A 25,589-nucleotide genomic window follows, 5' to 3' on the forward strand; every position below is an offset into this window, starting at 1 on the left:
CGTGCGGTGCACGAGGGTGCTAGATGCCCTGCCACTCCGGCTTGTTGGCGTAGGTGTGACGGAAGTAGTCGGCGAGCTTCAGCTTGGCGGCGGCGGGCTCGTCGACGACGATCGTGGCGTGCGGGTGCAGCTGGAGGGCGGAGGCCGGGCAGACGGCGGCGACCGGTCCCTCGACGGTCGCGGCCACCGCGTCGGCCTTGCCCTCGCCGGTGGCCAGCAGCACCAGGTGCCGGGCCTCCAGGATGGTTCCGATGCCCTGGGTGATGACGTGGTGCGGCACTTGGTCGACGTCGCCGTCGAAGAAGCGCGCGTTGTCCACGCGGGTCTGCTCGGTCAGCGTCTTGATCCGCGTCCGCGAGGCGAGCGAGGAGCACGGCTCGTTGAAACCGATGTGCCCGTCGGTCCCGATGCCCAGCAGCTGCAGGTCCACACCGCCGGCCTCGGCCAGCAGCCTGTCGTACGCCTCGCACGCCGCCTGCACGTCCTCCGCCGTGCCGTCGGGGCCGAGGAACGCGTCCATCCCGATGCCGAGCGGCTCCAGCACCTCACGGCGCAGGACGGAACGGTAGGACTCGGGGTGGTCGGCGGGCAGCCCCACGTACTCGTCGAGCTGGGCGATCCGCGCCCGCGAGGTGTCCACGGCACCGGAGCGCACCTTGGCCGCCAGCGCCTCATAAATGGGCAACGGAGTGGAACCCGTGGCCACGCCGAGGAGGGCGCCGGGCTTGCGCCGCAGCAGCTGCGCCATGGCCTCGGCGATGAGCTCGCCGCCCGCTCTGGCGTCCGGAACGATGACAACTTCCACGGTGGGCCTTCCGATCTGAGGAGAGCCGAGAAGAGGACTGGGCCCGGTGACGAGCGCCATGTGGTTTAGACCAATCTAGCAGAATGGCCCCCTCGTGATGCTCTCGGCGCGGCCATGCTCCGGGGGCATGGCCATCGCTCCCGCGAGCCGGTCATCCCTCTCCCGTGGGCGGTTGTCACCTGCCGAAGACGGCCCGTCCCTAGGTCAGTGAACCTCCCGTCGCGTCCACCCAGCTGCCCGTCACCCACCGTCCCGCATCCGAGGCGAGGAAGGCCACCACGTCCGCCACATCGGCCGGCGAGCCCACCTTGCCGAGGGCCGATATCGCCGCCGCCCTCGCCCAGCCGTCGGGTGTTCCGTGCAGCAGCTCCGCCGTGTTGTCCGTGTCGATGATTCCCGGCGCCACCGAGTTGACCGTGATCCCACGGGGCCCCAGCACCTTCGACAGGTCCCGGGTGAAGACGTCCAGGGCGCCCTTGGTCATGGCGTAGGCCACCTTGTCCGGCATCACGGCGGTACGGGCGAGGCCGGAGGAGATGTTGATGACCCGGCCGCCGTCGCGCAGCCGGCCCAGGCCGTGCCGGACGATGAAGAACGGCGCCTTCACGTTGACCGCGAAGACCCGGTCGTACTCCTGCTCTCCGATCGCCTCGATCGGAGAGGCCGTGCCGATCCCGGCGTTGTTCACCAGGATGTCCAGGCCGTCCGCGTGCCGGTCGAAGGCCTCCCAGAGGGCCTCGGCGTCGTCGGGCCGCCCCAGCTCGACGCCGATCGCGAACGCCGAACCTCCCGCCGCCTCGATCGCGGCGACCGTCTCCTTCGCCGCCGTCTCGTTGCTGCCGTAGTGCACGGCGACCCGTGCCCCGTCCCGGGCCAGCCGCTCGGCGATGCCTCGCCCGATGCCCCGGCCGCCGCCCGTGACCAGTGCCGTCCTGCCCGTGAGGGCACCCGTGCCCCCGCCTGCTTCCTCGCTCGTGCCCGTGGGGGTGCCGGTGCGCAGGTCCGTACGCATGTCAACGCCTCGCATTTCTCTAGCGGTCGCTACAAAAAGACCGTACAGCAGGCCGCCGACATTTCTCTAGTGTCCGCTATAAAATGAACCCATGGTGGCGAAGCAGGAGCCGAAAGAGCAGGTCGCGGCGGGCGGGACGGGCGGCGCCGGGGCGCGGCGGCGCGGCCGCCCCCGTTCCTTCGACCGGGCGACCGCGCTGGAGAAGGCGCTCCTCGCCTTCTGGGAGCACGGGTACGAGGCCACCTCCGTCTCCGACCTCACCCGCGTCATGGGCATCGGCGCCCCCAGCCTCTACGCGGCCTTCGGCGACAAGCAGGCCCTCTTCGCCGAGGTCGTGCGCGAGTACGGCGAGCGCTACGGCGCCTTCGGCGACCGCGCCCTGGCCGAGGAGCCCACCGCGCGGGCCGCCGTGGAGCGGACGCTGCGGGAGGCCGCCGTCGAGTACACCGACCCGGGTCACCCGCACGGCTGCCTGGTCATCCACGCCGCGACCAACTGCACGACGCCGGAGGTCGAGCAGTTGCTGCGCGAGCGGCGCAACGCCAACATCGCCGCCTTCGAGAGCCGTATAAGAGCCGATGTCGCCGCGGGGGAGTTGCCCCCGGACACCGAGGCCGGCGTGCTCGCCCGGTATGTCGGGGCGCTGATCCAGGGCATGTCCCAGCAGGCGCGCGACGGCGCGAGCCGCGAGGAACTGGAGGCACTCGCGGAAATCGCCATGGCCATCTGGCCCCGCGGCTGAGCCGGGCGGGCTAGGCTGCATCCCGGTGGGTGGTGGGGAGATCCCGTCACCCGGCCGGCCGGGCCCGCCCGGTACGGCCACGGCCGTGCTCGATGAAGAAACAACAACGAACTCCTCCCCGTACATGGACAGGCGCAACTGGTCTAGTCCACAATCGAGGAGAAGTCGAACAGTGGAACGCGCGGCACCGTCCGCGCGCATGATGCACGCATGAACCTCCGTCTTCCCCGCACAGGAGGACGGACCGAGGAACCGGTGCTCTCTGCCCTGACTGCCCCGGCTCCTCATCCTTCGGCCGACCGGGACCGCACACCCCACGGCCGATATTGCTCCGGGCTGCGGTGCCGGGAGGGTTGAGGGTCCCTCTCAGGCGCCGCGGCCCGCGGGTGTCTTCGGAGGTCCCCGGGCCTGGGACGTCGTACGGCGCCGCATATTTCAGGACCGTACAAACGTCCGGGTACGCTCGCAGACGTGCCCTCCATGAACGAACTCGTACGCCAGCACACCGCCCTCGACGACTCCGATCTCGAGTGGCTCCACCTGCTGGTCTCGGAGTGGCAGCTGCTCTCCGACCTCTCCTTCGCCGACCTGGTCCTGTGGGTCCCCACCCTGGACGGCACCCGCTACGTCTCCGTCGCGCAGATGCGGCCCAACACCGGCCCGACCTCCTACCAGGACGACATGGTCGGCCACCTCGTCCCGCGCGGTCGCCGGCCGATGCTGGACGCGGCGCTCGACGAGGGCCGGATCGTGCGCGAGGGCGACCCGGAGTGGCGCGAGGAGGTCCCGGTCCGCGTCGAGTCCATCCCGGTCCGTCGCGAGGGCCGCGTCCTCGGCGTCATCGCGCGCAACACCAACCTGCTCACCGTGCGCACCCCGAGCCGGCTGGAGCTGACGTATCTGCAGAGCGCCTCCGACCTGGCGCAGATGATCGCGGCCGGCTCCTTCCCGTTCCCGGACCAGCAGGTCGACATGGACGCCTCACCGCGCGTCGGCGACGGGCTGATCCGGCTGGACGGCGACGGAATCGTCCAGTACGCATCGCCGAACGCGCTGTCCGCGTACCACCGTCTCGGCCTCGCCGCCGACCTCGTCGGCCAGCACCTCGGCGAGACCACGGCCGAACTCGCCCCGTCCCGGGCTCCGGTGGACGAGGCGCTGGTCAAGCTGGCCAGCGGCTGGGCGCCCCGCGAGTTCGAGATCGAGGCCCATGACGGGGTGATCCAGTTCCGGGCGATCCCGCTCAAACCCAAGGGCACGCGCATCGGTTCGCTGGTCCTGCTCCGGGACGTCACCGAACTGCGCCGCCGCGAACGCGAGTTGATCACCAAGGACGCGACCATCCGGGAGATCCACCACCGGGTCAAGAACAACCTCCAGACCGTCGCGGCCCTGCTCCGGCTCCAGGCCCGGCGCATCGAGTCCGAGCGCGGCCGGGAAGCCCTGGAGGAGGCGGTGCGCCGGGTCGGGTCGATCGCGATCGTGCACGAGACGCTGTCCCAGAACCTGGACGAGCGCGTGGAGTTCGACGAGATCGCCGACCGGGTGCTGGCGATGGTGGCGGAGATCTCGCCGGGCCGGGTCACCGGCCGGCGCAGCGGCAGGTTCGGCATCCTGGACGCCGAGGTCGCCACCCCGCTGTCGATGGTGCTGACCGAGATCCTGCAGAACGCCCTGGAGCACGGCTTCCGCGAGGGGGACACCGGCTCGGTCGAGGTCTCCGCGGTGCGCGGCGGCACCAGCCGCGAGGCCCGGTTGCTGGTCACCGTCCAGGACGACGGGGTGGGCCTGCCCGAGGACTTCGACCCGCACCGCTCCGGCAATCTCGGGTTGCAGATCGTACGCACCCTGGTCGAAGGCGAGTTGGGCGGCACCTTCGACATGGTCCCCGCTCCGGAGCGCGGCACGCGGGTGATCCTCGACATCCCGGTCCGAACGCAGAAGTAGCACGCCGGCGCGCAAGTGGTCCGTCGGGCGCGGCACGTAGCGCGTCCGGCGCACGAGTAGTCCGTCCGGCGCGCAAGCAGCTCTAGTCCTGTGCTGCCGTGCACAGCAAAGAGCCCCGGACCGTGGACGGTCCGGGGCCAGTCGCTCGTGCTGCCCGTCTCGATCATCTCGAGGGGGGTACCCCTTGCTCGGAGAGCCTGGGGGAGCATCGGGGGTACTGCGCGCTGCGGCTCGGGGGCGGGAGATGCGTACTCGCTGTACGCGCCGCCAAGCTCAGGCTGTCAGCGGGGTGGCTGTGGTCAGGCGGAGGCCTGACGGGCCCGGTTGCGGGCGGCGCGGCGCTTCATCGCGCGACGCTCGTCCTCGCTGAGACCACCCCAGACGCCGGAGTCCTGGCCGGACTCGAGCGCCCACTGCAGACACTGCTCGATCACCGGGCAGCGACGGCAGACGGCCTTGGCTTCCTCGATCTGCAGCAGCGCAGGACCGGTGTTGCCGATGGGGAAGAAGAGCTCGGGGTCTTCCTCGCGGCAAACGGCGTTGTGACGCCAGTCCATGGCTGCTACCTCTCCTTGGTATTACGTGCTAGGTGCTTGTGAATGTGAACGCTTTCACGAATCCCTCAACAAGTGAAGGGCCGACCGTCAGGTTTCCCTGACGTGGTCCTGTGGATTGAAGAGGGGTTCCGGTGATCTCTGGGGCCCGGTGTGGTGGGCCGTCCCGATCGCCACGTAGAGACTCGCAAACCTCGGCGGCGGATACAACCCCTTCCGGAAAGTTTTTTTTGATTCCTCGGTGTCGACTAGGTCACAGCCGTACTTCCATGGGGTGGATCCTGGCCTAAACGTTCGAGTGAAAGGACTTTGGCCGCTTCCACTCACACAATCACACGCAGTGCACGGCGTACGCCTGTGAACGTCACGCTTGTGCGCAGTCCCAGGTGGTCACCGTCCATCTGCAGGGGGAGCGGCACCTTCGAATGCAAGGTGAACCGACTCAGATCGTGCAGCGAGAGAGCGTGCCGGCCCTTGGGTCCGCGCTCGGGGGACGAAGTGAGCAACTGGGTGCCATACCGGGCAACCGCGGCCGTGGACAGGCGGCTGAGACCGAGCACATCGAGCCCCGTGTCGAACGACGCCTTAGGGGATGTGTACATCGGGCGATTGCCCAGATACGTCCAGGGTGAGGTGTTCGACACTATGGCCACCACCAGATCGCCGACCGGGTCCTCGCCGGGCTGCTCGATCGTGATGGAGCCGTGCCGGCGGTTGGGCTCGCCGAGGAACTGGCGGACCACCTGCCGTACGTACAGCGCGTGCGTCGACTTCTTGCCGCGCTCCCGCTGCTGTTCGACGCGCCCGACCACGCCCGCGTCGAAGCCGAGGCCGGCGTTGAAGGTGAACCAGCGCTCGGGGACCGCGGCGTCGTCGGTGCCGGGAGTCCCGGACGCCAGGCCCAGGCCGACGGTGCGCTCGCTGCCGTCGCGCAGGGCGTCCAGGATCGCTCCGGTGGCCTCCACGGCGTCGTTGGGCAGGCCCAGGGCGCGGGCGAAGACGTTGGTGGAGCCGCCGGGCACCACGGCCAGACGGGGCAGGTGCTCGGGATCGGGGCCCTTGTGCAGCAGGCCGTTGACGACCTCGTTGACCGTGCCGTCGCCGCCGAGGGCCACGACCAGGTCGACGTCCGTGCTGTCCGCAGCCTGCCGGCCCAGGTCGCGCGCGTGGCCGCGGTACTCGGTGGTGACCGCCTCCAGCTTCATCTCGCTGGCGAGCGCGTGGATCAGGACATCGCGCGTACGTGCGCTTGTGGTGGTTGCCGCCGGGTTGACCACGAGAAGTGCACGCATGGGGTGCAGCGTACCTACTGGGTGGTACTCGGCCCAGGCCGAGGTAGGGATCGGGTAAGAGGTCCGGGCGTGAGCCTGGACACGGCGGCCCGTGCCGCGAGGGCTACCCTTCATGGCGTGAGCAGTCAGCAGAACCCCGCCCCCGAGACCACGGACACCGCCGGGCCCCGCCCGCGGCGGCTGACCTACGCGGCCGCGCTGTGCGCGCTGGAGGGGCTCGCGCTGCTGGTCGGCGGCGTCTGGATGCTCGTCCTCGGCATCACGGGCGACGACCGGCAGCAGGCCGTCACCGCCGGGGTCACCGTGCTGGTGCTCGCGCTGCTGCCGCTGCTGGCCGCCCGTGGGCTGCTGCTGCGGCGCAGCTGGAGCCGGGGCCCCGCGGTGATCACCCAGATCATGGCGCTGCCCGTCGCCTACAGCCTGCTCCAGGCCGACAGCGTGGCCGTCCCGGCCGGCGCCGCGCTCGCCGTCGTGGCGGTCCTCGGCCTGGTCCTCCTCATCCACCCGGCCACCACCCGAGCCCTCGGCATCAAGGGCCCGGGCCGCACCGGCGAGACCGGTCAGCAGTAGCAGCAAGGAAACCCCGGACCACGCTTGGAGCGGCTGAGCGGCTGAGCGGCTGCGTCGGCACGGCGTCCGGGCTCGGGCAGGGCAGGGTCGAGCGGTCCCAGAAATACGACGTCCGGGCCGCACCACGTGCCGAGCAGCGCGCGCCGCGAGGGGACGCGAGGGCCGAGGAGCGATGGGCGCCGCGAGAGACACGCAGCGGTAGCGGAGACCCGCGGCGCGTCCGGTGGAGCGGGTGGCAGTGGCGGTCCGGGGTCGGGCCCGGGCCCGGGAGGGCCGAGCGGTGGTAGCCGTGTGACGTCCGGGCCGGGTCCGCGAGAGCCGAGGGGCAGTGCGCGACGTGTGGGTCGGGCGAGGGCCCGAGCGGTGGTGGCCGTGTGACGTCCTGGCCGAGCCCGTGGGAGCCCGCGGGGCCGTGCGCCGTGAGGGACGGCAGCCGTGGCGGAGGCTGGGGCCGTGTCCCGGGGCGCGTGGCTGTGGCCGTGCGGTGTCCGGGACGGGGATGGGGCGGGGACGGGGCCGGGTGGGGGTGGCCGGGCGCGGCCCCTGTCCGGGTGTCACTCCTCCACGAGGAGCTTCTCGCGCAGTTGGGCCAGGGTGCGGGCCAGCAGGCGGGAGACGTGCATCTGGGAGATGCCCACCTCCTGCGCGATCTGCGACTGGGTCATGTTGCCGAAGAAGCGCAGCAGCAGGATGCGCTTCTCGCGTGGCGGAAGGTCCTCCAGCAGCGGCTTCAGCGATTCGCGGTACTCCACGCCCTCCAGCGCCTCGTCCTCGGCGCCGAGGGTGTCCGCGACCGCCGGGGACTCGTCGTCGGTGTCGGGGACGTCCAGCGACAGCGTGGAGTAGGCGTTGGCCGACTCCAGGCCCTCCAGGACCTCCTCCTCGGAGATCGCGAGCTTCTCGGCGAGCTCGTGCACCGTGGGGGAGCGGCCGTGCAGCTGGGACAGCTCGGCCGTCGCCGTGGTGAGCGCCAGCCGCAGCTCCTGCAGCCGCCGCGGTACCCGCACCGCCCAGCCCTTGTCCCGGAAGTGCCGCTTGATCTCACCGACGACCGTCGGGGTGGCGTACGTCGAGAACTCCACGCCGCGGTCCGGGTCGAACCGGTCGACCGACTTGATCAGGCCGATCGTGGCCACCTGGGTCAGGTCGTCCAGCGGCTCCCCGCGGTTGCGGAAGCGGCGCGCGAGGTGCTCGACGAGCGGCAGGTGCATGCGCACGAGCTGGTTGCGCAGCTCCGCGTACTGCGGGCTGCCCTCCTGCAGCGCGCGCAGCTCGACGAACTTCGCGCGTGCGCCACTGCGGTCCTGCGGGGCGTGCTGCGTGCCGTGCACGCTGTGCGCCTCGTCCTCGGAGTTTCGCTCGTGCCCGCTCATCGTCCCGCCCGTTGCCCTTCCCCGAGCCCTCGCCTCCTCCCCCGCCCTCGGCCTGGGCCGAGTGGAGGGACCCCCATGGGCGGCGGAGGCACCGCTCCGCGCCGGTGGAGGCGTGCCCTGCACGGCGTCGTCCCGCTCCAGCCGCTCCTCGCCCGGCAGGACGAGCGGAAGCGGTTCGTCGTCGGGGTGCGGCCTTGCCTGTTCGGGGATGCCGTCGATGCCCACAGGGTGCGCAGGCCCCGTCGGACCGTCCTGCCCGCCCTGACCGCCCGGGCCGTTCTGACGGCCTGGACCGCCCTGACCGGCCGGACCGCTCCGGCCGGCCGGGCCGTCCTCGTCCCGGGCTCCGGCCTCGTCCGCGCGGGGCGGAATCCCGCCCTCGACCGGCAGCTCCCGTGTGCCGCGTTCTTCGTCCCGCACAGGCCCGTCCCCGTTCCTCACGCCGGCCCGGGTCCCGCGCCGCGCTGTTTGTAGAGGCTGATCGAAACGGTCTTGTCCTCGTCCACGGCGGAGGAGACCTTGCCCGCAAGGGCGGACAGGACGGTCCAGGCGAAGGTGTCCCGCGAAGGGGCGTGACCGTCCGTGGTGGGTGCCGAGACGGTGACCTCGAGCGAGTCGTCGACCAGCCGGAAGACACAGCTGAGCACCGAGCCGGGCACGGCCTGCTGAAGCAGGATCGCGCAGGCCTCGTCCACCGCGATGCGCAGGTCCTCGATCTCGTCGAGGGTGAAGTCCAAACGGGCCGCCAGGCCGGCCGTGGCCGTGCGCAGCACCGACAGGTAGGCACCCGCAGCCGGCAGCCGGACCTCCACGAAGTCCTGGTTCGCCGCGGGCTCGCCTGCGATCTGGGACACCCTCACCTCCAAGGTGGTACAAGCTCTCTCGGGGCCGAGGGTAAGCCCCCCGGGTCACGCGATTGGTGGTTCAGCGGTGACGCTACCGCGCTCTCGACATTTCTGTCCCGGGACCCCGACCCCATTCTGTCACTCATAGTAAACCTACGGATACGCTCCGTGGCTAGAGGTTCGGCGGGCCCAAATGGGAACAGCGCGCGCCGGGTTGACGTACCCAGACGTCAGACGCTCGAACCGTCCGGAATCCCGGTCACGCCAGCACGTGGTCCACGAAGCACCAACGCCAGTCCTCGCCGGGTTCGAAGGTCCGCATCACCGGGTGCCCGCTGTCCTTGTGGTGCTTCGTCGCGTGCTGGTGCGGCGAGGAGTCGCAGCACCCCACATGGCCACAGGTCAGGCACAGCCGCAGCTGCACCGGGTGCGTACCCTCCGCCAGGCACTCCAGACACGTCTCGCTGCGGGGCTCTGGCTCCGGATGCGGCAGCGCGTCGGCGTGCGTGCACTGTTTCATGATTGCCAGGTTACGACGGGCGCGCGGGTGACCGCGCGGAAAAGCGGGCGGGACGACAACGATGGGTGGGCGAGGACGATGGACGTGATGCCGCTGCTGTTGCTGGTGGCGGGCAGCGCCGCGGTGGCCGGGGCCGCCCGGCGCACCCCCGTGCCGGCACCACTGCTGCTGGTCGCCGCGGGGCTGGCGGTCTCGTACATCCCGGGCGTGCCCGGCTACACCCTCGATCCCAAGATCGTGCTGCCGCTGCTGCTGCCCCCGCTGCTGTACACGTCGGCCATCGACAGCTCCTACCTCGACCTGCGCGCGCAACTGCGGCCCGTGGCGCTGCTCTCGGTCGGATACGTGCTGTTCGCGACCTTCGCGGTCGGCTGGGCCGCGTATCTGATCGTGCCGGGGCTGCCGCTGACGGCGGCGCTGGTGCTGGGCGCGGTGGTGGCGCCGCCGGACGCGGTGGCGGCGACGGCGGTGGCCCGCAGGGTGGGACTGCCCTCGAGGATCACCACGATTCTGCAGGGCGAGTCCCTGCTCAACGACGCCACCGCGATCACCGCCTACAAGGTCGCGCTGGCCGCGGCCGTCGGCGAGGGCGCGACCTGGGCAGGGGGAGTGGAGGAGTTCCTGGTCGCGGCGTTCGGCGGCGTGGGTGTCGGACTGGTGCTGATGGCGCCGCTGCACTGGCTGCGCACGCACCTGAAGGAGGCGCTGCTGCAGAACACGCTCTCCCTGCTGATCCCGTTCGCCGCCTATGCCGTCGCCGAGCAGGTGCACGCCTCCGGGGTGCTCGCCGTCGTCACCGTCGCCCTCTATCTCGGGCACCGCGCGTGGGAGGTCGACTTCGCCACCCGGCTCCAGGAGGAGGCGGTGTGGAAGATGGTCGCGTTCGTCCTGGAGTCCGCGGTGTTCGCCCTGATCGGACTGCAGCTGCCGATCGTCCTCGGGGGCCTGGACGAGTACGCCGGAGCCCAGGCGGCTTGGTACGCGGTCGCCGTCTTCCTCGTGGTCGTCGCGGCCCGGTTCGTGTGGGTGTACCCGGCGGCGTTCCTGCCCCGGCTGCTGTTCCGGAGCGTCCGGGAGCGGGAGGAGAACCCCACCTGGAGGGGCGCGATGGTCACCGCGTGGGCCGGGATGCGGGGCGTGGTCTCCCTGGCCATCGCCTTCTCGATCCCGGTCACGGTGCACGGCGGCGGCCCGTTCCCGCAGCGCAACCTGCTGCTGTTCCTGACCTTCACCACGGTCATCGGGACGCTGGTGGTGCAGGGCCTGACCCTGCCGCCGATGATCCGCGCGCTGAAGTTCCCCGGGCCCGACGCGCAGGCCGCCACGCTCGCCGAGGCCAATGCCCAGGCGCAGGCCTCACTGGCCGCCGAGCGGCTCCTGGAGGAACTCCTCGCCGACGAGCGCAACACCCTGCCGCCGCCGCTCGCCGACCGGCTCCGCGCGGTCCTGGAGCGCCGCCGCAACGCCGTCTGGGAACGCCTCGGCCAGACCAACCCGGTCACCGGCGAATCGGTGGACGACACCTACCGCCGTCTGTCCCGGGACATGATCGCTGCCGAGCGGGCCGTCTTCGTACGGCTGCGCGACGGCCGCTACATCGACGACGAGATGCTGCGCCTCCTGCTGCGCAGGCTCGACCTCGAGGAGGCGGCCGCCTTCCGGGAAGCGGCCTAGCCGGGCCCCGTGGTCTCGGAAACCGGCACGGAAACCGTCACGGAAAGGGGCGTCCGGTGACCACGGCGGCGACGGTGGTGCCGTGCGGGAAGGCTCCCTCGTCGGCCAGGGCGACAAGTCCGTACAGCGCCTTGGCGACATAGAGACGTTCCACGGGTATGCCGTGGCGCTGTTCGAAGTCCTCGGCGAAGGCGTCGAGTTCGGGGCCGGTACGGGCGTAGCCGCCGAAGTGGAAGCGGTCGTCGAGGGACCAGGTGCCGCGGCGGGCTCCGAAGGCTCGCTCCTGGAGGGCCTGTACATCGGTGGTCAGGAAGCCGCCCCGGAGGACGGGTATGCCCAGGGCACGCTGCCCGGGAGCCAGGCCGGCGGCGAGGCCCGCGAGCGTGCCGCCGGTGCCGCAGGCGAGCGCGACGACGTCGGCATGCCCGCGCAGTTCCTCGCCCAGGGCCTGGCAGCCGCGTACGGCTTCCGTATTGCTCCCGCCCTCGGGGACGACGTACGCGTCCTCGGCGCCGGCCGCGCGCAGAATGCCGGCCAGCGTCCGCGGATCCGTCTTGCTCCGGTACGTGGACCGGTCGACGAAATGCAGCCGCATCCCGTCGGCCGCGCACCGGGCGAGGGAGGGGTTGAGAGGACGGTCGGCCAGTTCCTCGCCGCGCACGACACCGACCGTGCGCAGGCCCAGGAGACGGCCCGCGGCCGCGGTGGCCCGCAGGTGGTTGGAGTACGCGCCGCCGAAGGTGATGATCGTCCGGCCGGCCGCGGCCCGCAGGTTGGGGGCGAGTTTGCGCCACTTGTTGCCGATCAGCTCCGGGTGGATCAAGTCGTCGCGCTTGAGCAGCAGACGCAGGCCGCGGCGCGCGAAGCGGTCGTCGGCGAGCTCCTGCACGGGGGAGGGGAGGCGGGGGGAGAGCGCGGCGGGGTCGGGGGCGGCGGAGCTGGTCACCAGGCCATTGTCGCCGGAGGTCTGCGCGGTCGCCTGTGGCCGGACATCATCGCCGTCGCCGCCAGGTCCTGCCGGACGTGGTCCCCATGTGTGCCCGACGCGACGGTGATCCATTCCCGCTCTTTCGTGTAATGGCACGAGCACGCTGCGTGATGGAAGGCTGGCGCCTGCAAATCGATGCCCGGCGCCGAAAGTGCCGGTCATGAGCGGGAGGGCAATTCTCTATGTCGGTAGGCGAAGAGGTCCGCACGGGGCAGGACCGGCCGCAGCAGAGCCTCGGCACCGCGGCCGCGCGGAACCTGGCCACCACCACCAAGTCCGTTCCCCAGATGCAGGAGATCAGCTCGCGCTGGCTGCTGCGGATGCTGCCATGGGTCGACGTGCAGGGCGGCACGTACCGGGTGAACCGGCGGCTCACCTACGCCGTCGGCGACGGCAGGATCACGTTCGTGAAGACCGGCGACCGCGTCGAGGTGATCCCCGCCGAACTCGGCGAACTGCCCGCGCTGCGGGGGTACGAGGACGGCGACGTGCTCTCCGAGCTCGCCCAGCGCTGCCGCCAGCGGGAGATCGGCGCCGGGCAGGTGATCGCCTCGTTCGGCAACCAGTCCGAGGAGGTGTACCTGCTCGCGCACGGCAGGGCCGAGAAGGTGGGCACCGGCCCGTACGGCGACGACCAGGTCCTCGGCGTCCTCGCCGACGGTGCCTACTTCGGCGAGCAGGCGCTCCTCGACCCGGACGCCATCTGGGAGTACACGGTCCGCGCGGACACCGCGTGCACCGTCCTGGTCCTGTCCCGGCACGACTTCGAACAGGTCACCGAGCGCGCCGACTCGCTGCGCGACCACCTTCAGCGGCTGCGCTCGATCCCCGGGCAGCGCACCAACAAGTACGGAGAGAAGGAGGTCGCCCTCGCCGCCGGCCACAGCGGTGAGCCGGACATCCCGCACACCTTCGTCGACTACGAGGCCAGGCCCCGCGAATACGAACTGAGCATCGCGCAGACCGTCCTGCGCATCCACACGCGCGTGGCCGACCTCTACAACCAGCCGATGAACCAGACGGAGCAGCAGCTCCGGCTGACCGTCGAGGCGCTGAAGGAGCGCCAGGAACACGAACTGATCAACAACCGCGACTTCGGTCTGCTCCACAACTGCGAGTACGACCAGCGGATCCAGCCGCACGACGGCGTGCCGAGCCCGGACGACATGGACGAGCTGCTCAGCCGCCGCCGCAGCACCAAGCTGTTCCTCGCCCACCCGCGCGCGATCGCCGCGTTCGGCCGTGAGCTGAACCGGCGCGGGCTGGTGCCCGAGACCATCGACATGGGCGGCAACCGGATTCCCACCTGGCGCGGTGTGCCGATCTTCCCGTGCAACAAGATCCCGGTCACCGAGGCCCGGACCAGCTCGATCATCGCGCTGCGCACCGGAGAGGAGGACCAGGGTGTCATCGGGCTGCGCGCCACGGGCATCCCGGACGAGATCGAGCCGAGCCTGTCCGTGCGGTTCATGGGCATCAACGAGCAGGCGGTCATCAAGTACCTGGTGACGGCCTACTACTCGGCGGCGGTACTGGTCCCGGACGCGCTGGGGGTCCTGGAGAACATCGAGGTCGGCCGTTGGCGCTGACCTTCCGCGCCCGCTCGCGGTGTTCCCGCCCACCGGTCCGGGTACTACATCCCGGGGGTGCGGATCCGGCTCCAGCAGCGCAGACGCCAGTGTTCGCGGACTCTCCGAGGGGGAGCGGATGGCCGAGTTCATGACGGAGACGACACCGCGTCCGCCCGGCGCGCGGCGTGCGGCGGGGACCGCGCGGCCGGCGGGCGCGGTGACCGCGGGAGCGGTGGCCGGCGAGCCACCGTCGGGCCCGCGGGCCGCCGACGGCGGTCACGGTGACGGCTCGCCAGGAGAGGCGCGGGCGGGTACGGCCGCACCCGACGGGCACGACGCGGCGGTGATCCTCGACCGTGCCCGGGCCTGCGTCGATCCGGAACTGCGGTCGGCGATCGCCTCGTTGCCCTCCTCCATGCGCCGGATCGCGCGCTACCACTTCGGCTGGGAGCACGCGGACGGCACCCCGGCCACGGGCAATGCGGGCAAGGCCATCCGCCCCGCGCTGGTCCTCGCCGCGGCTGCCGCGCTCGGTGGAGCCCGGGCGCGGGCGGACGCGGCGCGGGCCGCCGCCGCGGTGGAACTGGTCCACAACTTCACGCTCCTGCACGACGACGTGATGGACCGGGACACCACCCGCCGGCACCGCCCCACGGTGTGGACGGTGTTCGGCGACGCCGACGCCATTCTCGCCGGGGACGCCCTGCAGGCGCTGGCCCTGCGGGTGCTCGCCGAGGACGCGCACCCGGCGTCCCCGGCCGCCGCCGCCCGGCTCGCGGCCTGTGTCGTCGAGTTGTGTGCGGGCCAGCACGCGGACACGGCTCTGGAGCGGCGCGCCCCCGACGAGGTCACGCTCGCCGAGGTACTGGCCATGGCCGAGGCCAAGACGGGCGCGCTGCTCGGGTGCGCGTGCGCCGTCGGCGCGCTCTACGCGGGGGCGGCGAAGGAGGAGGTGGAGGCGCTGGACGCGTTCGGCCGGCAGGCGGGGCTTGCGTTCCAGCTCATCGACGACGTGATCGGCATATGGGGCGATCCGGCCCGCACCGGCAAGCCGGCCGGCGCCGACCTCGCCGCCCGCAAGAAGTCCCTGCCCGTGGTCGCCGCGCTCACCTCGGGCACTCCGGCCGCCGGTGAACTCGCCGAGCTGTACGCCCGGCCCCACAGGGAAGGAGAGGAGGAGGGTGCCGCGCTGATGGTGGAGCGGGCCGGCGGCCGGGACTGGGCGCAGTCCCAGGCGGCCGACCGGATGGCCCAGGCCGTCCAGGACCTGTCCCGCGCCGTCCCGGACCCGGTGGCTGCGGGCGGCCTGCTGGCCCTGGCCGAGTTCGTGACCAGACGCACCACGTGACGGGACGTACCCGTGACCGGACGTACCCGTGACCGGACGCATCGCATGACCCGGTCGCATCCGCGGACGCACCCACCACGTGACCGGACGCGTCCGCGGACGCACCACGCGTCCGGAGGCACCAGCGGACGCCGGCGCGAGTAACCGGCGCGCGCAGACCCCGGAGCCCCCCGGTTCCGTACGGCTCCTGACCCCGTACGGCCACCGGGGGCTCCGGTCCGACGGGTCCCGCACTGCCCCACGGTGTGCGGGACCCGCCCCCCGCCACGCCCGGCGGCTGCACCGAGTACGCTCAACGCCCGTACGTCCGGGGCTGATTGACGTGAAGGGGCACGAGATGGGCGTGGGGATCCGGGCGGCCGGCGAGGACGATCGGGAACTGGTCGTGCGGCTGCTGGACGGGGCCTTCCAGGACGACCCGGTGAGCGCTTGGGTCTTTCCCGGCGAGGAGTACCGCCGTGCGACCCACCGTCGGTTGATGGCCGCCTTCACCGACGTGGTGCTGGCCGAGGGCTGGATCGACGTCACCGAGGACGGCTCGGCGTGCGCGCTGTGGCTGTCGGTGCCCGCCGGCGACGCCTCGGAGGACGCCGCGGGCTCCGACGAGGCCGACGAGGCGGTACGGATGCGTGAGGCGGTCGACCCGGCGAACCGGCGCGTGGAGGAGATCACCCGGCTGATGACCGAGTCGCACCCGGCGGACCGTGCCCACGCGTACCTGTGGATGATCGGCGTCGTACCCGGACGCCAGGGCGAGGGCCTGGGCGGCGCGCTCATCCAGCACGTCCTGGACCGCTGCGACCGCGAGGGCCTGTCCGCGTATCTGGAGGCCAGCAGCGAGCGCAGCACCAGGCTCTACGAGCGCCTGGGCTTCGCCTTCACCGGCCGCACCCTCGACCTGCCGGACGGCCCGCGCATGTGGCCGATGTGGCGCGAGCCAGCCACCCGCCCGGCTTCCGGCAGCCCCATGGGCCTGCGATAGCCCCGTACCGCGGGAAGTGACACCGCATCACTCCGCCCGGGTCGCAGGCCCCTCGCGCGCCGCGGACTCCTCGCGCGCCGCGGGCAGCCCGCCCGTCTCCGGATCCCGCCCGGTCAGGCAGTACAGGCCGCCGGCCGGGTCGCGGAGCACCGTCCAGTGGGGGTGGTCGGCGACATGGGTGGCGCCGAGGCTCTCGTGCCAGGACCGGGTCGCACCGATGTCCGCGCAGGCCAGGTCCAGGTGGGCGGAGGCGGGCCGTTCCTCGGCCAGGCGTTGCAGCAGGACGCGCACCGGCAGGCCGGGCGGCGGCTCGACCACGTGGAACTCGGGGAGTGCCCCGGGCAGCGACCGCCACCCGGCGGCGGTCAGCAGTTCGCTCCAGAAGGCGACTTCGGCGCCGTAGGTCGAGGGCGGAACGTCGAGGCAGACCTGGTCCAGCCGGCTGTCGCGGACGACGGGCGGACGCACCGACTCCCCTTGCCAGGGAACCGCACAGAACAACTGCCCGGCGGGCGACCGCAGCACGGCCCAGTCCTCGTGCTCGGCGACGACCTCACTGCCGACCCGCAGCGCCGACGCCACGAAGCCCGGCACGTCCTCGACGGCGAGGTCGAGATGCGCACCGCCGTCCCCGGAGGCCACGGCCTGACACTTGACGCAGGCGTCGAAGCCGTCTGCTCCGTCCGGCAGCAGGGTGACGAACTCGTCGCGCTCACCCCGCATTTCGGACGCCCGCGTGCCCGTGACGGCCGTCCAGAACTCCAGGGCGCGGGCGACCCGCGCGCCCGGCCGGTCGATGAAGGCGTACACCCAGCGGATGCTCATGCCGCGATCGTAGGGTGGCCGCCGGAGGGACGCCGCCGCAGGTCTCAGACAGTGGTCAGGGGCTGCGCCGGACCGAGGTGGTGCACGGCGGTCCGGTCGGCATGCGGGGCGAGCAGGCCCTGCAACTCCTCGGCCGCGATCTTCAGGAGGTGGCCGTCGCGGGCGGCGCACAGGGTCTCGAGAACGAAGACGACGCGGGTGGAATCCTCGGTGACGCGGGTTCGGTGGGCATCGCGGTGGTTCCAGTGGCGGGTGAGGACATCGGTGGCGTCCGCGTAGACGATCTCGCCGGGCCTGGGGTTCTCGACGGTGCCGGGCTCGCCGAGCGGGGTGAAGGACTCGGTGCCGTCCGCGTGGCGGATGTCGACGCCGCCGGTGACGTGGTCCAGGTCGAACGCGCCGGCGGGCAGGCCGTGGCGGACGGAGACGGCGTTGTACGAGTCGACGGCCGGGTTGATGCGCGGCAGGGTCCCCTTCTTGGCCAGACGGCGGCCGAGGGCGTCGACGCTGGGGCGGACGCGGCGGGGATTGGTGCCGAAGGAGCGGTAGGCGGTGTGCCACGCCTCGATCCGGGGGTCGGTCTCGTCGGCGGGCTGCCAGGAGCCGTCCGCGAGCCGCTGCTCCAGCTCCTCCAGTGCCGCGGCGGTGTGCGGCCAGGGTTCACGGCCGCGCAGGCCGGAGGCGGTGACCAGGGCGATCAGGGTGTCGGGGAAGGCGTCGGTGACGGCCGGGGCGATGCGGAAGGCGGGCATGGGCGGGATCCGTTTCCTGCGAGGGTGCGGGCGGCGTGCGGGCGGGGTCAGGGCTTCCAGGGACCGATGCGGTCCAGGCGGCGCAGCTGCTGCTGTGCGGTGGGCGCGTCCAGGCCCTGGCCGCGCTCGATGAGACGGTCGGCGACGGCGGCGCGGTGCTCCACGGGCTTGTGGTCGTCGTACTTGAACTTGGCCCGCACATCGGTGACCTCCAGGCCCAGGCCGCGGATGCCGGACAGCATCCGCCCGTACGGGGGCCGGCCGACGGCGACGGGAGCGTGGCCGCCGTCGGGCTGGAAATGGGCCAGCTGGCGGCGCAGCAGCTCCGCCTTGGCCTCGGGGTCGTCGACGACAGCGGCCCGGCAGATGAACTGGACGGCCGCGTAGTAGCTCGTGGGCACGCCCTCGGTGGCCGGAGTGCCGGGCCCCGCGCGCCAGGGGCCGGGGACGAAGGCGTAGTCGCCCGTGACGGTGAAGGTGACGTTCGGGTCGTGCTCGATCGACTCCCAGACCGGGTTGGGCCGGGCGAGGTGGATCAGGAGGTGGTTGCCGTCACCGGTGAAGTGGGTGGGGACGACGGTGGGCGGGTGGCCGGGCAGGCCGTTGACGGTCAAGAGGCCGAAGTCGTGGCCCTCCGCGATCCAGGTCTGCCATTCGGCTTCGTCCAGGCCGGCGTCCCAGGGCTGGATGAACATGCGGTGCTCCTTGCGTGGTCGCGACTGCGATGTGGCTGTGCGGGCTGCTCAGGTCAGGGCGAGGAGGCCGACGGCGACGGCGGCGGTGCCGAGGCCGACGAGCTGGCCGCGGTGGATGCGTTCGGCAAGCACACCGCGGGCGAGCAGGACGGTGCCGGCCGGATAGAGGGCGGTGATCACGGCGACGACGGTCAGGTCCCCGCTGCGGGCGGCGAGGAGGAACAGCAGGTTGGCCACGGAGTCCAGCACGCCAGCGGCCGCCGACACAGCGTACGCGGGCCGCTCAGGACCGAGCCTGCGGTGCATCAGCCCGGCCGCGGCCAGGGTGACGGAGGAGGAGACGGCCCGGCCGACGATCAGCGGGGCCACCCCGCTGTCGGACGGCGCCTGGTGCAGAAAGACCAACTGCAGGGCGATGGCGGCGCCCGCGCCGAAGGCCGGCAGCAAGGCCGTACGGGAGGGGCGGGAAGAGCCCGCGCCGTGCCCGGCGCTGACCAGCACGACCGCCGCCAGCGCGAGCGGCAGTCCGACCAGGCCGACGGCGGTCAGGTGCTCGCCCTGGACCAGTCCGACCCCGACGGGCAGCGCGGCGGACACCAGCGCGGTCACGGGTGACAGGACGTTCATCGGGCCGATCGCCAGGCTGCGGTACAACAGGGCGAACGCCGCGGCCGAGGCGACCCCGGAGGCGGCGCCCCAGCCGACGGCGGCCGGACCGAACGAGGCGCCGAGCACGGGCCACAGCAGCAGCTCGACCGCGAGGCTGGCCGGGGCGGCGACCATCACGGTGCGCAGCACATGGGCCTTTCGGGCGCCGAGGCCGCCGAGGAAGTCGGCGCAGCCGTAGGCGAGGGAGCTGCCCAGGGCCAGCAGCAGAGCGATCACGGTACATCCCTTAGCATGGCAGTAGAACGACTGCACCGTACAACAGAACGACCGTGGCGTGTCAATCAAACGACCGCGCAGTACATTCTGGCGAACCTCGCTGAACCCCGATGGACCCCGATGAGCTCCGATGGGCTCCGATGAACCCGTGAACCCGGGTGAAAGATGGTGATCAGTGGCTGAGACAGCCGCGACCCTGCGGTCGGTCGCGCACAACGTCAAGGCGGCCCGCACCCGAGCGGGCCTGTCCCTGGACGAGCTCAGCAGGCGCGCCCAGGTCAGCAAGGGTGCCCTGGTGGCGCTCGAGAAGGCGCAGGGCAACCCCAACCTCGCCACCCTGGTCCGGCTGGCCGACACCCTCGGCATCTCGGTGTCCGCCCTGATGCAGGGACCGCCGCAGGGCCGTGTCCGCGTCGTGGCGGCCGACGCCGTCGCACCGCTGTGGACGGGGGAGCGGGGCGGCGAGGCCCGGCTCATGCTGACGACCTCCGGACCGGCACCCGTCGAGGTCTGGCGCTGGCGACTGGAACCGGGCGAGGAGTACCCGAGCCACCCCCACCAGGCCGGAGTCGTGGAGACCGTCAGTGTCACCTCCGGCCGCATGACGCTGGTCGTGGACGGCACCGAGCACACCGTCGACGCCGGGCAGACCGCCACCTTCGACGGCGACTCCCCCCACACCTACCGAGGCGCGGGCACCGAGACCTGCCATCTGATCATGACGGTCCACCTGCCGTCCGGCCCCAGGGAGAGCGGGAGTTGAGTCAGAGTCATGACGCGTGACGCGTGACGCGTGACGTAGGCGTGTGACTCGTGACGCGTGGCGTGTGACTCGTGACCGAGATCGCCCAGCTGAGCGCGGCCGAAGACGACCGCACCCGGCCCCTTCGCAGGTGCCGTGGTCGGCGGCCTGCCGAGGGACCGGGTGCGGACGGTGAGGCGGAGCGGCCGACGAGGCCGCGTGCCACATGGTCTGACAGGAAGTCAGGCCTTCTTGGTCTCCCAGAAGATCTTGTCGATCTGGGCGATGTAGTCCAGCGCCTTCTGGCCCGTGGCCGGGTCGGTGGAGGCCTTGGCGGCGGAGAGGGCCTTCAGGGTGTCGTTGACCAGCTGGCTCAGCTCGGGGTACTTCTCGAAGTGCGGAGCCTTGAAGTAGTCGCTCCACAGCACCGAGACGTGGTGCTTGGCCAGCTCGGCACGCTGCTCCTTGATGACGGTGGCGCGCGTCTGGAAGTGCGGGTCGTCGTTGCCGGCCATCTTCTCCTGGATGGCCTTCACGGACTCCGCCTCGATGCGGGCCTGGGCCGGGTCGTACACACCGCAGGGGAGGTCACAGTGCGCGCTGACCTTGACCTTGGGGGCAAACAGGCGGGAAAGCATGGAGCATTCCTTCCTCGTGATCGTCTTCTCAGGTGGGACATTACTCCCTGCAAGGCGTGTTTTCGCGAGTGCCCCCTAGGGCTTAGGACAAAAGTCCAGGGTCAGACTGAGACTGGTGGAGGAACGGACCGGGGAGGTGCCGGGGATGCCGGAGCTGTCGCAGGAGACCGAGCGCAGGGGCGCCGTGCTGCCCTTGGGGCTGGCCGAGGTGACCGGGCCGTCCATGGTGCCGACGCTGTACCACGGAGACCGGCTCGTCGTGCAGTACGGCGCCCGCGTGCGCCCGGGGGACGTGGTCGTCCTGCGCCATCCGTTCCAGCAGGATCTGCTGGTCGTCAAGCGTGCGGCGGAGCGGCGCGAGGGCGGCTGGTGGGTGCTCGGCGACAACGCGTACGCGGGCGGGGACAGCACCGACTACGGGACCGTGCCGGAGGAGCTGATCCTGGGGAAGGTGTGGTTCCGTTACCGGCCGCGCCCGGCCGGCCGGCGCTCGCCGCTGGCGGTGGCGCGCTGGGTGCTGTCGGCGGCCAGGCCCGTGCTCTCCGACCGGTCGGCCTCCAGGCGCTTGCGGGCGCGGTAGGCGGCCACGTTGGCGCGGGTGGCGCAGCGGTCGGAGCAGTAGCGGCGCGAGCGGTTGGTCGAGGTGTCCAGGTAGGCGTTCCGGCAGGGGGTCGCCTCGCACAGGCCGAGGCGGTCCACGCCGTACTCGGTGAGGTGGAAGGCCAGGCCCATCGCGGCGATCGCGGCGTAGCCGGCGGTCGCGTTGGACGGGTGGTCCGCCAGGTGCATGTGCCACAGCGGGCGGCCGTCCTCGTCGCGGTAGTCGTGCCCGGAGATCTGCGGGCTCACCGGGAACTCCAGCAGCAGGGAGTTCAGCAGGGCCACCGCGAGGGTCTCGTCACCCTGGTCGGCCGCCTCGAAGACCGAACGCAGCCGGGCCCGCACCGAGCGGAAGCGGGTCACGTCGGCCTCGGTGGCGCGGCGGGCGGCCGAGGCGTTGCCGCCGAACAGGTCCCGGACCGCCTCCACCGAGGTCAGGGTGTCCTTGCCCCGGGCCGGCTCCTCGCTGTTGACGAGACGTACGGCGTAATCGGAGTAATAGGCCAGTTCCACTTGTAGTCCTTACGCGGGAGCTCTATGGTGACGAGCGCGACCTTGTAACAGACGGTCGTGCTTTCAGGGTATTACGCCAACGGCGTCAGGGAGGGCAGCGATGACGGACACGGGTACGGACACCACCGCGGCGGGGGCCGACTGGCCGGCCTGGCAGAAGAGCTGGGACCGGCAGCAGGAGTGGTACATGCCCGACCGCGAGGACCGCTTCGGCATCATGCTGGACATGGTGGAGGCCCTCGTCGGCACCACGCCGCGCGTCCTGGACCTCGCCTGCGGCACCGGCAGCATCACCGCCCGCCTGCTCGCCCGCTTCCCCGGGGCCACCAGCACCGGCGTCGACCTCGACCCGGCCCTGCTCGCCATCGCGCGGGGCACCTTCGAGGGGGACGAGCGGGCCTCCTTCGTGACGGCCGACCTGAAGGATCCGGCCTGGCGGGCCAAACTGCCGTACGACTCCTACGACGCGGTCCTGACCGCCACGGCCCTGCACTGGCTGCACCGTGAACCCCTCGCCGCCCTCTACGGTCAGGTCGCGGAACTCGTCCGCGACGGCGGTGTCTTCATGAACGCGGACCACATGATCGACGACACCACGCCCCGGATCAACGCGGCCGAACGCGCCCAGCGGCACGGGCGCATGGATCGGGCCAGGCGGGACGGCGCCCTGGACTGGGCCGAGTGGTGGCAGCTGGCCGCCGCCGACCCGGTGCTCGCCGGGCCGACGGCCCGCCGTTTCGAGATCTACGGCGAGCACGCCGACGGCGACACGCCGCCCGCCGCCTGGCACGCGCGCGTGCTGCGCGAGAAGGGCTTCGCGGAGGCCCGCCCGGTGTGGTGCTCGCCGTCGGACACCCTGCTGCTGGCCCTGAAGTAGGGACCGGGACAGCGGAAGGGGCGGTACGGACTCCCGTACCGCCCCTTCACGCAGGATCGCGTCCACCCGTTACGGCACCGCCGGTCACAGCACCTTCGACAGGAACGACTGCGTGCGCTCGTGCCGCGGGTTGGTCAGGACCTCCCGCGGGTGGCCGGATTCCACCACCACGCCGTCGTCCATGAAGACCAGGTTGTCGCCGACCTCGCGGGCGAAGCCCATCTCGTGGGTGACGACGACCATCGTCATGCCGGACTCGGCGAGGTCGCGCATGACGTCCAGGACGTCACCGACCAGCTCCGGGTCGAGCGCCGACGTCGGCTCGTCGAACAGCATCAGCTTGGGGTCCATGGCGAGGGCCCGTGCGATCGCCACGCGCTGCTGCTGGCCGCCGGAGAGCTGCGAGGGGTAGTGCCCGGCCCGGTCGGCCAGGCCCACGCGCTCCAGGAGCTGCATCGCCCGTTCCTTGGCCTGGCCCCGGTTCGTGCCCTTGACCTGGACCGGCGCCTCCATGACGTTCTCCAGGGCCGTCATGTGCGGGAACAGGTTGAAGCGCTGGAAGACCATGCCGATGTCCCGGCGCTTCATGGCGACCTCGCGGTCACGCAGCTCGTAGAGCTTGTCGCCGTGCTGGCGGTAGCCGACGAGCTCGCCGTCCACGTACAGCCGGCCCGCGTTGATCTTCTCCAGGTGGTTGATGCAGCGCAGGAAGGTCGACTTGCCGGAGCCGGAGGGGCCGATGAGGCAGAACACCTCGCCCGGCCTGACCTCCAGGTCGATGCCCTTGAGCACCTCGACCTGGCCGAAGGACTTGTGCACGCCCTCGGCCTTGACCATCGCCACGGACGCGTCGCGCGTGGCCGCGTCCTGCTTGCTGAGCTTGCCGGTCATGCCATGCCTCCCTTCGGGCGGCCGAGGGAGAACATGTTCGCCTTCACCTTCTGCCACGGCGTCGGCGGCAGGCTGCGGCTGGAGCCGCGGGCGTAGTACCGCTCGATGTAGTACTGGCCCACGCTCAGCACCGAGGTCATGATCAGATACCAGGCGGCGGCGAGGAAGTACATCTCCACCGGAGCGCCGGAGACCTGGCCGATGTCCTGGGCGTAGCGGAACAGCTCCGGATACTGGACGGCCGCCACGAGCGAGGTCGTCTTCAGCATGTTGATGACCTCGTTGCCGGTCGGCGGCACGATCACCCGCATGGCCTGCGGAATGACGATCCGGCGCAGGGTCTTGCCGTGGCTCATGCCCAGGGCGTGGGCGGCCTCGGTCTGGCCCTCGTCGACGGCGAGCAGGCCGGCGCGGCAGATCTCCGCCATGTACGCCGCCTCGTTCAGGCCGAGGCCGAGCAGCGCCGTCAGCAGCGGCGTCATGAAGTCCGACCAGTAGTTCTTGTAGATCGGACCGAGGTTGATGTACTCGAAGACCAGGCCCAGGTTGAACCACAGGAACAGCTGGACCAGGACCGGCGTGCCGCGGAAGAACCAGATGTAGAACCAGGCGATCGCCGAGGTCACCGGGTTCTTCGACAGCCGCATCACCGCCAGGACGATGCCGCCGACGATGCCGATCAGCATCGACAGGACCGTCAGCAGGAGGGTCTTGCCGACGCCGGTCATGATCCGGTCGTCGAAGAAGTAGTCGGGGACGGCGTGCCAGTTGATCTTGCCCTGGCCGAACGCGTAGATGATCGCGACCAGGAGCCCGATCGCGATCAGGGCGGTGACGTACCGGCCGTAGTGCCTGACCGGGATGGCCTTGATGGCCTGAGCCCCGGACGGGGGCACGTCCTTGGGTCCCGCCGTCTTGTCGATGTCAGCAGTCACGGGTGTTGCCTCTCGGTGGCTGCTCGCACGGTCACTTGCCGCCGTTGATGGCGGACTCCTTCACGGCGCCGTCCTCGGCGCCCCACTTCTGAAGGATCTTCTCGTACTCGCCGTTCTTGATGATCGCGTTCATCGCGGCCTGCAGCGCGTCGCGCAGCTGGGTGCTGCTCTTGCCGACGGCGATGCCGTACGGGGCCGCCTCGACCTGGTCGCCGACGATCTCGAAGTCCTTGCCGCCGCCGGAGGTCTTCACCGCGTACGCGGCGACCGGGAAGTCGGAGGAGGCCGCGTCGGCGCCGCCGGAGCGCAGGCGCGTCTGGGCCTGCTGGTCGTCGTCGAAGGCCTCGATGGTGAGCTTCTTGCCGCTCGGGCACTTCTTCGCCTCGGCCTTGGCGAGGTCGTTGGAGACGGTGCCGCGCTCCAGGGCGATCTTCTTGCCGCACAGGTCGGACCAGGAGGTGATGCCCTCGGTGTCGCCCTTGCGGGTGTAGATCGACACACCGGCGGTCAGGTAGTCGACGAAGTCGACGCCCTCGCCGACCTTCTTGCCCGTCGCCGGGTCGACGCCGTCCTGGCGGCTCTTGTTGTCCGTCATCGCCGACATGGCGATGTCGTAGCGGTTGGAGCGGATGCCGGTGAGCAGGGCGTCGAACGTGCCGTTCTCGAACTGGAAGGTCACGCCGAGCTGCTTGCCCAGGGCGGCCGCGATGTCGGGGTCGAGGCCGACGACCTTGCCGGAGTTGTCCTTGAACTCGACGGGCGCGTACGCGATGTCGGAGCCGACCTTGATGACACCCTTGTCACGGATCGACGCCGGCAGCTTGTCGGCCAGCGGGGCGGAGGCGGCGGACGAGCTGCCGGAGGACTTGTCCTTGTCCTTGGTCTGGTCACCGCAGCCGGTGAGAATCAGGGCGCCTGCGACCGCGATCGCACCGACCGCGGCCAGACGGGAGTGCGCGGCGGTCGTACGACGGGTGGAGCCTGCGGTCATGGTGGGTTCCTCCGGCGGATGG

The 25,589-nt window shown here is 71.4% G+C and carries 27 protein-coding genes; 10 read left to right on the top strand and 17 right to left on the bottom strand.

Annotation, left to right across the window (positions count from 1 at the left end; genetic code table 11):
- Positions 1–19: 19 nt before the first annotated feature.
- Together nagB and IE318_RS19875 are read right to left on the bottom strand one after the other, a co-directional pair.
- Complete coding sequence (gene nagB / locus IE318_RS19870; RefSeq protein WP_189902208.1) at positions 20–805, bottom strand: glucosamine-6-phosphate deaminase; 786 nt, start codon at positions 803–805, stop codon at positions 20–22.
- Between the two features lie 199 nt (positions 806–1,004).
- The gene (locus tag IE318_RS19875) at positions 1,005–1,817 is read right to left on the bottom strand and encodes an SDR family oxidoreductase (protein ID WP_078917388.1); all 813 of its coding nucleotides are present in this window, start codon (positions 1,815–1,817) and stop codon (positions 1,005–1,007) included.
- A gap of 91 nt (positions 1,818–1,908) precedes the next feature.
- Between IE318_RS19875 and IE318_RS19880 the strand changes: the two genes are divergently transcribed.
- Together IE318_RS19880 and IE318_RS19885 are read left to right on the top strand one after the other, a co-directional pair.
- Complete coding sequence (locus tag IE318_RS19880) at positions 1,909–2,559, top strand: TetR/AcrR family transcriptional regulator (RefSeq protein WP_189902210.1); 651 nt, start codon at positions 1,909–1,911, stop codon at positions 2,557–2,559.
- Positions 2,560–3,039: 480 nt separating this feature from the next.
- Positions 3,040–4,506, top strand: a complete 1,467-nt coding sequence (locus IE318_RS19885) for a sensor histidine kinase (RefSeq protein WP_189902319.1) — start codon at positions 3,040–3,042, stop codon at positions 4,504–4,506.
- A 299-nt stretch (positions 4,507–4,805) separates the two neighbouring features.
- On the opposite strand, the gene IE318_RS19890 is transcribed toward IE318_RS19885, so the two are convergent.
- Together IE318_RS19890 and IE318_RS19895 are read right to left on the bottom strand one after the other, a co-directional pair.
- A complete protein-coding gene (locus IE318_RS19890) occupies positions 4,806–5,063 on the bottom strand; it encodes a WhiB family transcriptional regulator (protein WP_003992873.1) in 258 nt (85 codons plus the stop codon).
- Between the two features lie 320 nt (positions 5,064–5,383).
- Positions 5,384–6,352, bottom strand: coding sequence for a diacylglycerol/lipid kinase family protein (locus IE318_RS19895; RefSeq protein WP_189902212.1), 969 nt, complete (start codon positions 6,350–6,352; stop codon positions 5,384–5,386).
- 117 nt (positions 6,353–6,469) lie between these two features.
- On the opposite strand from IE318_RS19895, the gene IE318_RS19900 reads away from it, so the two are divergent.
- Positions 6,470–6,922, top strand: coding sequence for a hypothetical protein (locus IE318_RS19900; RefSeq protein ID WP_189902214.1), 453 nt, complete (start codon positions 6,470–6,472; stop codon positions 6,920–6,922).
- 554 nt (positions 6,923–7,476) lie between these two features.
- Here IE318_RS19900 and IE318_RS19905 read toward each other — a convergent pair.
- The 3 genes from IE318_RS19905 to IE318_RS19915 form a co-directional block, all read right to left on the bottom strand.
- Positions 7,477–8,715, bottom strand: coding sequence for an RNA polymerase sigma factor SigF (locus tag IE318_RS19905; protein ID WP_107473295.1), 1,239 nt, complete (start codon positions 8,713–8,715; stop codon positions 7,477–7,479).
- Between the two features lie 17 nt (positions 8,716–8,732).
- The gene (locus IE318_RS19910) at positions 8,733–9,149 is read right to left on the bottom strand and encodes an ATP-binding protein (RefSeq protein ID WP_009190566.1); all 417 of its coding nucleotides are present in this window, start codon (positions 9,147–9,149) and stop codon (positions 8,733–8,735) included.
- 250 nt (positions 9,150–9,399) lie between these two features.
- Positions 9,400–9,660, bottom strand: a complete 261-nt coding sequence (locus tag IE318_RS19915; RefSeq protein WP_030170461.1) for a UBP-type zinc finger domain-containing protein — start codon at positions 9,658–9,660, stop codon at positions 9,400–9,402.
- Between the two features lie 78 nt (positions 9,661–9,738).
- On the opposite strand from IE318_RS19915, the gene IE318_RS19920 reads away from it, so the two are divergent.
- A complete protein-coding gene (locus IE318_RS19920) occupies positions 9,739–11,334 on the top strand; it encodes a Na+/H+ antiporter (RefSeq protein WP_189902217.1) in 1,596 nt (531 codons plus the stop codon).
- 37 nt (positions 11,335–11,371) lie between these two features.
- Here the strand turns inward: IE318_RS19920 and IE318_RS19925 are convergent, their stop codons facing one another.
- Positions 11,372–12,280: a 1-aminocyclopropane-1-carboxylate deaminase/D-cysteine desulfhydrase gene (locus IE318_RS19925; protein ID WP_229903613.1), complete on the bottom strand. Its 909-nt coding sequence runs from the start codon at positions 12,278–12,280 to the stop codon at positions 11,372–11,374.
- A gap of 224 nt (positions 12,281–12,504) precedes the next feature.
- On the opposite strand from IE318_RS19925, the gene IE318_RS19930 reads away from it, so the two are divergent.
- The 3 genes from IE318_RS19930 (at position 12,505) to IE318_RS19940 (ending at position 16,223) form a co-directional block, all read left to right on the top strand.
- Positions 12,505–13,911, top strand: a complete 1,407-nt coding sequence (locus tag IE318_RS19930) for a family 2B encapsulin nanocompartment shell protein (protein WP_189902221.1) — start codon at positions 12,505–12,507, stop codon at positions 13,909–13,911.
- Between the two features lie 118 nt (positions 13,912–14,029).
- Positions 14,030–15,241, top strand: a complete 1,212-nt coding sequence (locus IE318_RS19935; protein ID WP_189902223.1) for a family 2 encapsulin nanocompartment cargo protein polyprenyl transferase — start codon at positions 14,030–14,032, stop codon at positions 15,239–15,241.
- 337 nt (positions 15,242–15,578) lie between these two features.
- Complete coding sequence (locus IE318_RS19940) at positions 15,579–16,223, top strand: GNAT family N-acetyltransferase (RefSeq protein WP_189902225.1); 645 nt, start codon at positions 15,579–15,581, stop codon at positions 16,221–16,223.
- Positions 16,224–16,250: 27 nt separating this feature from the next.
- Here the strand turns inward: IE318_RS19940 and IE318_RS19945 are convergent, their stop codons facing one another.
- Genes IE318_RS19945 through IE318_RS19960 form a run of 4 tightly spaced genes read right to left on the bottom strand, consistent with a single transcriptional unit; the run spans position 16,251 to position 19,380 of the window.
- Positions 16,251–17,048, bottom strand: a complete 798-nt coding sequence (locus IE318_RS19945) for a VOC family protein (RefSeq protein WP_189902227.1) — start codon at positions 17,046–17,048, stop codon at positions 16,251–16,253.
- A 44-nt stretch (positions 17,049–17,092) separates the two neighbouring features.
- Complete coding sequence (locus IE318_RS19950) at positions 17,093–17,800, bottom strand: B3/B4 domain-containing protein (RefSeq protein WP_189902230.1); 708 nt, start codon at positions 17,798–17,800, stop codon at positions 17,093–17,095.
- A 47-nt stretch (positions 17,801–17,847) separates the two neighbouring features.
- Positions 17,848–18,495 (bottom strand): FMN-binding negative transcriptional regulator, encoded by a 648-nt coding sequence (locus IE318_RS19955; protein ID WP_189902232.1) that lies wholly within the window; start codon positions 18,493–18,495, stop codon positions 17,848–17,850.
- A 48-nt stretch (positions 18,496–18,543) separates the two neighbouring features.
- Positions 18,544–19,380, bottom strand: a complete 837-nt coding sequence (locus IE318_RS19960) for an EamA family transporter (RefSeq protein WP_189902234.1) — start codon at positions 19,378–19,380, stop codon at positions 18,544–18,546.
- Between the two features lie 175 nt (positions 19,381–19,555).
- Here IE318_RS19960 and IE318_RS19965 point away from each other — a divergent pair, with 175 nt between their 5' ends.
- Positions 19,556–20,143 carry a helix-turn-helix domain-containing protein gene (locus IE318_RS19965; RefSeq protein WP_030170448.1) on the top strand — a complete coding sequence of 196 codons (588 nt, stop codon included), beginning with the start codon at positions 19,556–19,558 and terminating at the stop codon, positions 20,141–20,143.
- A gap of 221 nt (positions 20,144–20,364) precedes the next feature.
- On the opposite strand, the gene sodN is transcribed toward IE318_RS19965, so the two are convergent.
- Positions 20,365–20,760: a superoxide dismutase, Ni gene (gene sodN, locus IE318_RS19970; RefSeq protein WP_030170447.1), complete on the bottom strand. Its 396-nt coding sequence runs from the start codon at positions 20,758–20,760 to the stop codon at positions 20,365–20,367.
- 145 nt (positions 20,761–20,905) lie between these two features.
- On the opposite strand from sodN, the gene sodX reads away from it, so the two are divergent.
- Entirely contained in the window at positions 20,906–21,340 is a 435-nt protein-coding gene (sodX, locus tag IE318_RS19975) for a nickel-type superoxide dismutase maturation protease (protein WP_159006919.1), read from the top strand.
- Here sodX and IE318_RS19980 read toward each other — a convergent pair.
- The gene (locus IE318_RS19980; RefSeq protein ID WP_030170445.1) at positions 21,223–21,873 is read right to left on the bottom strand and encodes a CGNR zinc finger domain-containing protein; all 651 of its coding nucleotides are present in this window, start codon (positions 21,871–21,873) and stop codon (positions 21,223–21,225) included. The genes sodX and IE318_RS19980 overlap by 118 nt on opposite strands.
- 100 nt (positions 21,874–21,973) lie before the next feature.
- Here IE318_RS19980 and IE318_RS19985 point away from each other — a divergent pair, with 100 nt between their 5' ends.
- Positions 21,974–22,750 (top strand): class I SAM-dependent methyltransferase, encoded by a 777-nt coding sequence (locus IE318_RS19985; protein ID WP_189902236.1) that lies wholly within the window; start codon positions 21,974–21,976, stop codon positions 22,748–22,750.
- A gap of 84 nt (positions 22,751–22,834) precedes the next feature.
- Here the strand turns inward: IE318_RS19985 and IE318_RS19990 are convergent, their stop codons facing one another.
- From IE318_RS19990 to IE318_RS20000, 3 genes are read right to left on the bottom strand one after another with little or no spacing between them, the layout of a single operon-like run.
- Positions 22,835–23,587 (bottom strand): amino acid ABC transporter ATP-binding protein, encoded by a 753-nt coding sequence (locus tag IE318_RS19990; protein ID WP_030170439.1) that lies wholly within the window; start codon positions 23,585–23,587, stop codon positions 22,835–22,837.
- A 50-nt stretch (positions 23,588–23,637) separates the two neighbouring features.
- A complete protein-coding gene (locus IE318_RS19995; protein ID WP_189902238.1) occupies positions 23,638–24,576 on the bottom strand; it encodes an amino acid ABC transporter permease in 939 nt (312 codons plus the stop codon).
- 31 nt (positions 24,577–24,607) lie between these two features.
- Positions 24,608–25,567, bottom strand: coding sequence for an ABC transporter substrate-binding protein (locus IE318_RS20000; RefSeq protein WP_189902240.1), 960 nt, complete (start codon positions 25,565–25,567; stop codon positions 24,608–24,610).
- Between the last annotated feature and the right edge of the window lie 22 nt (positions 25,568–25,589).

The organism is Streptomyces spiralis, assembly GCF_014654675.1.
GTDB classification, from domain to species: Bacteria; Actinomycetota; Actinomycetes; order Streptomycetales; family Streptomycetaceae; genus Streptomyces; species Streptomyces spiralis.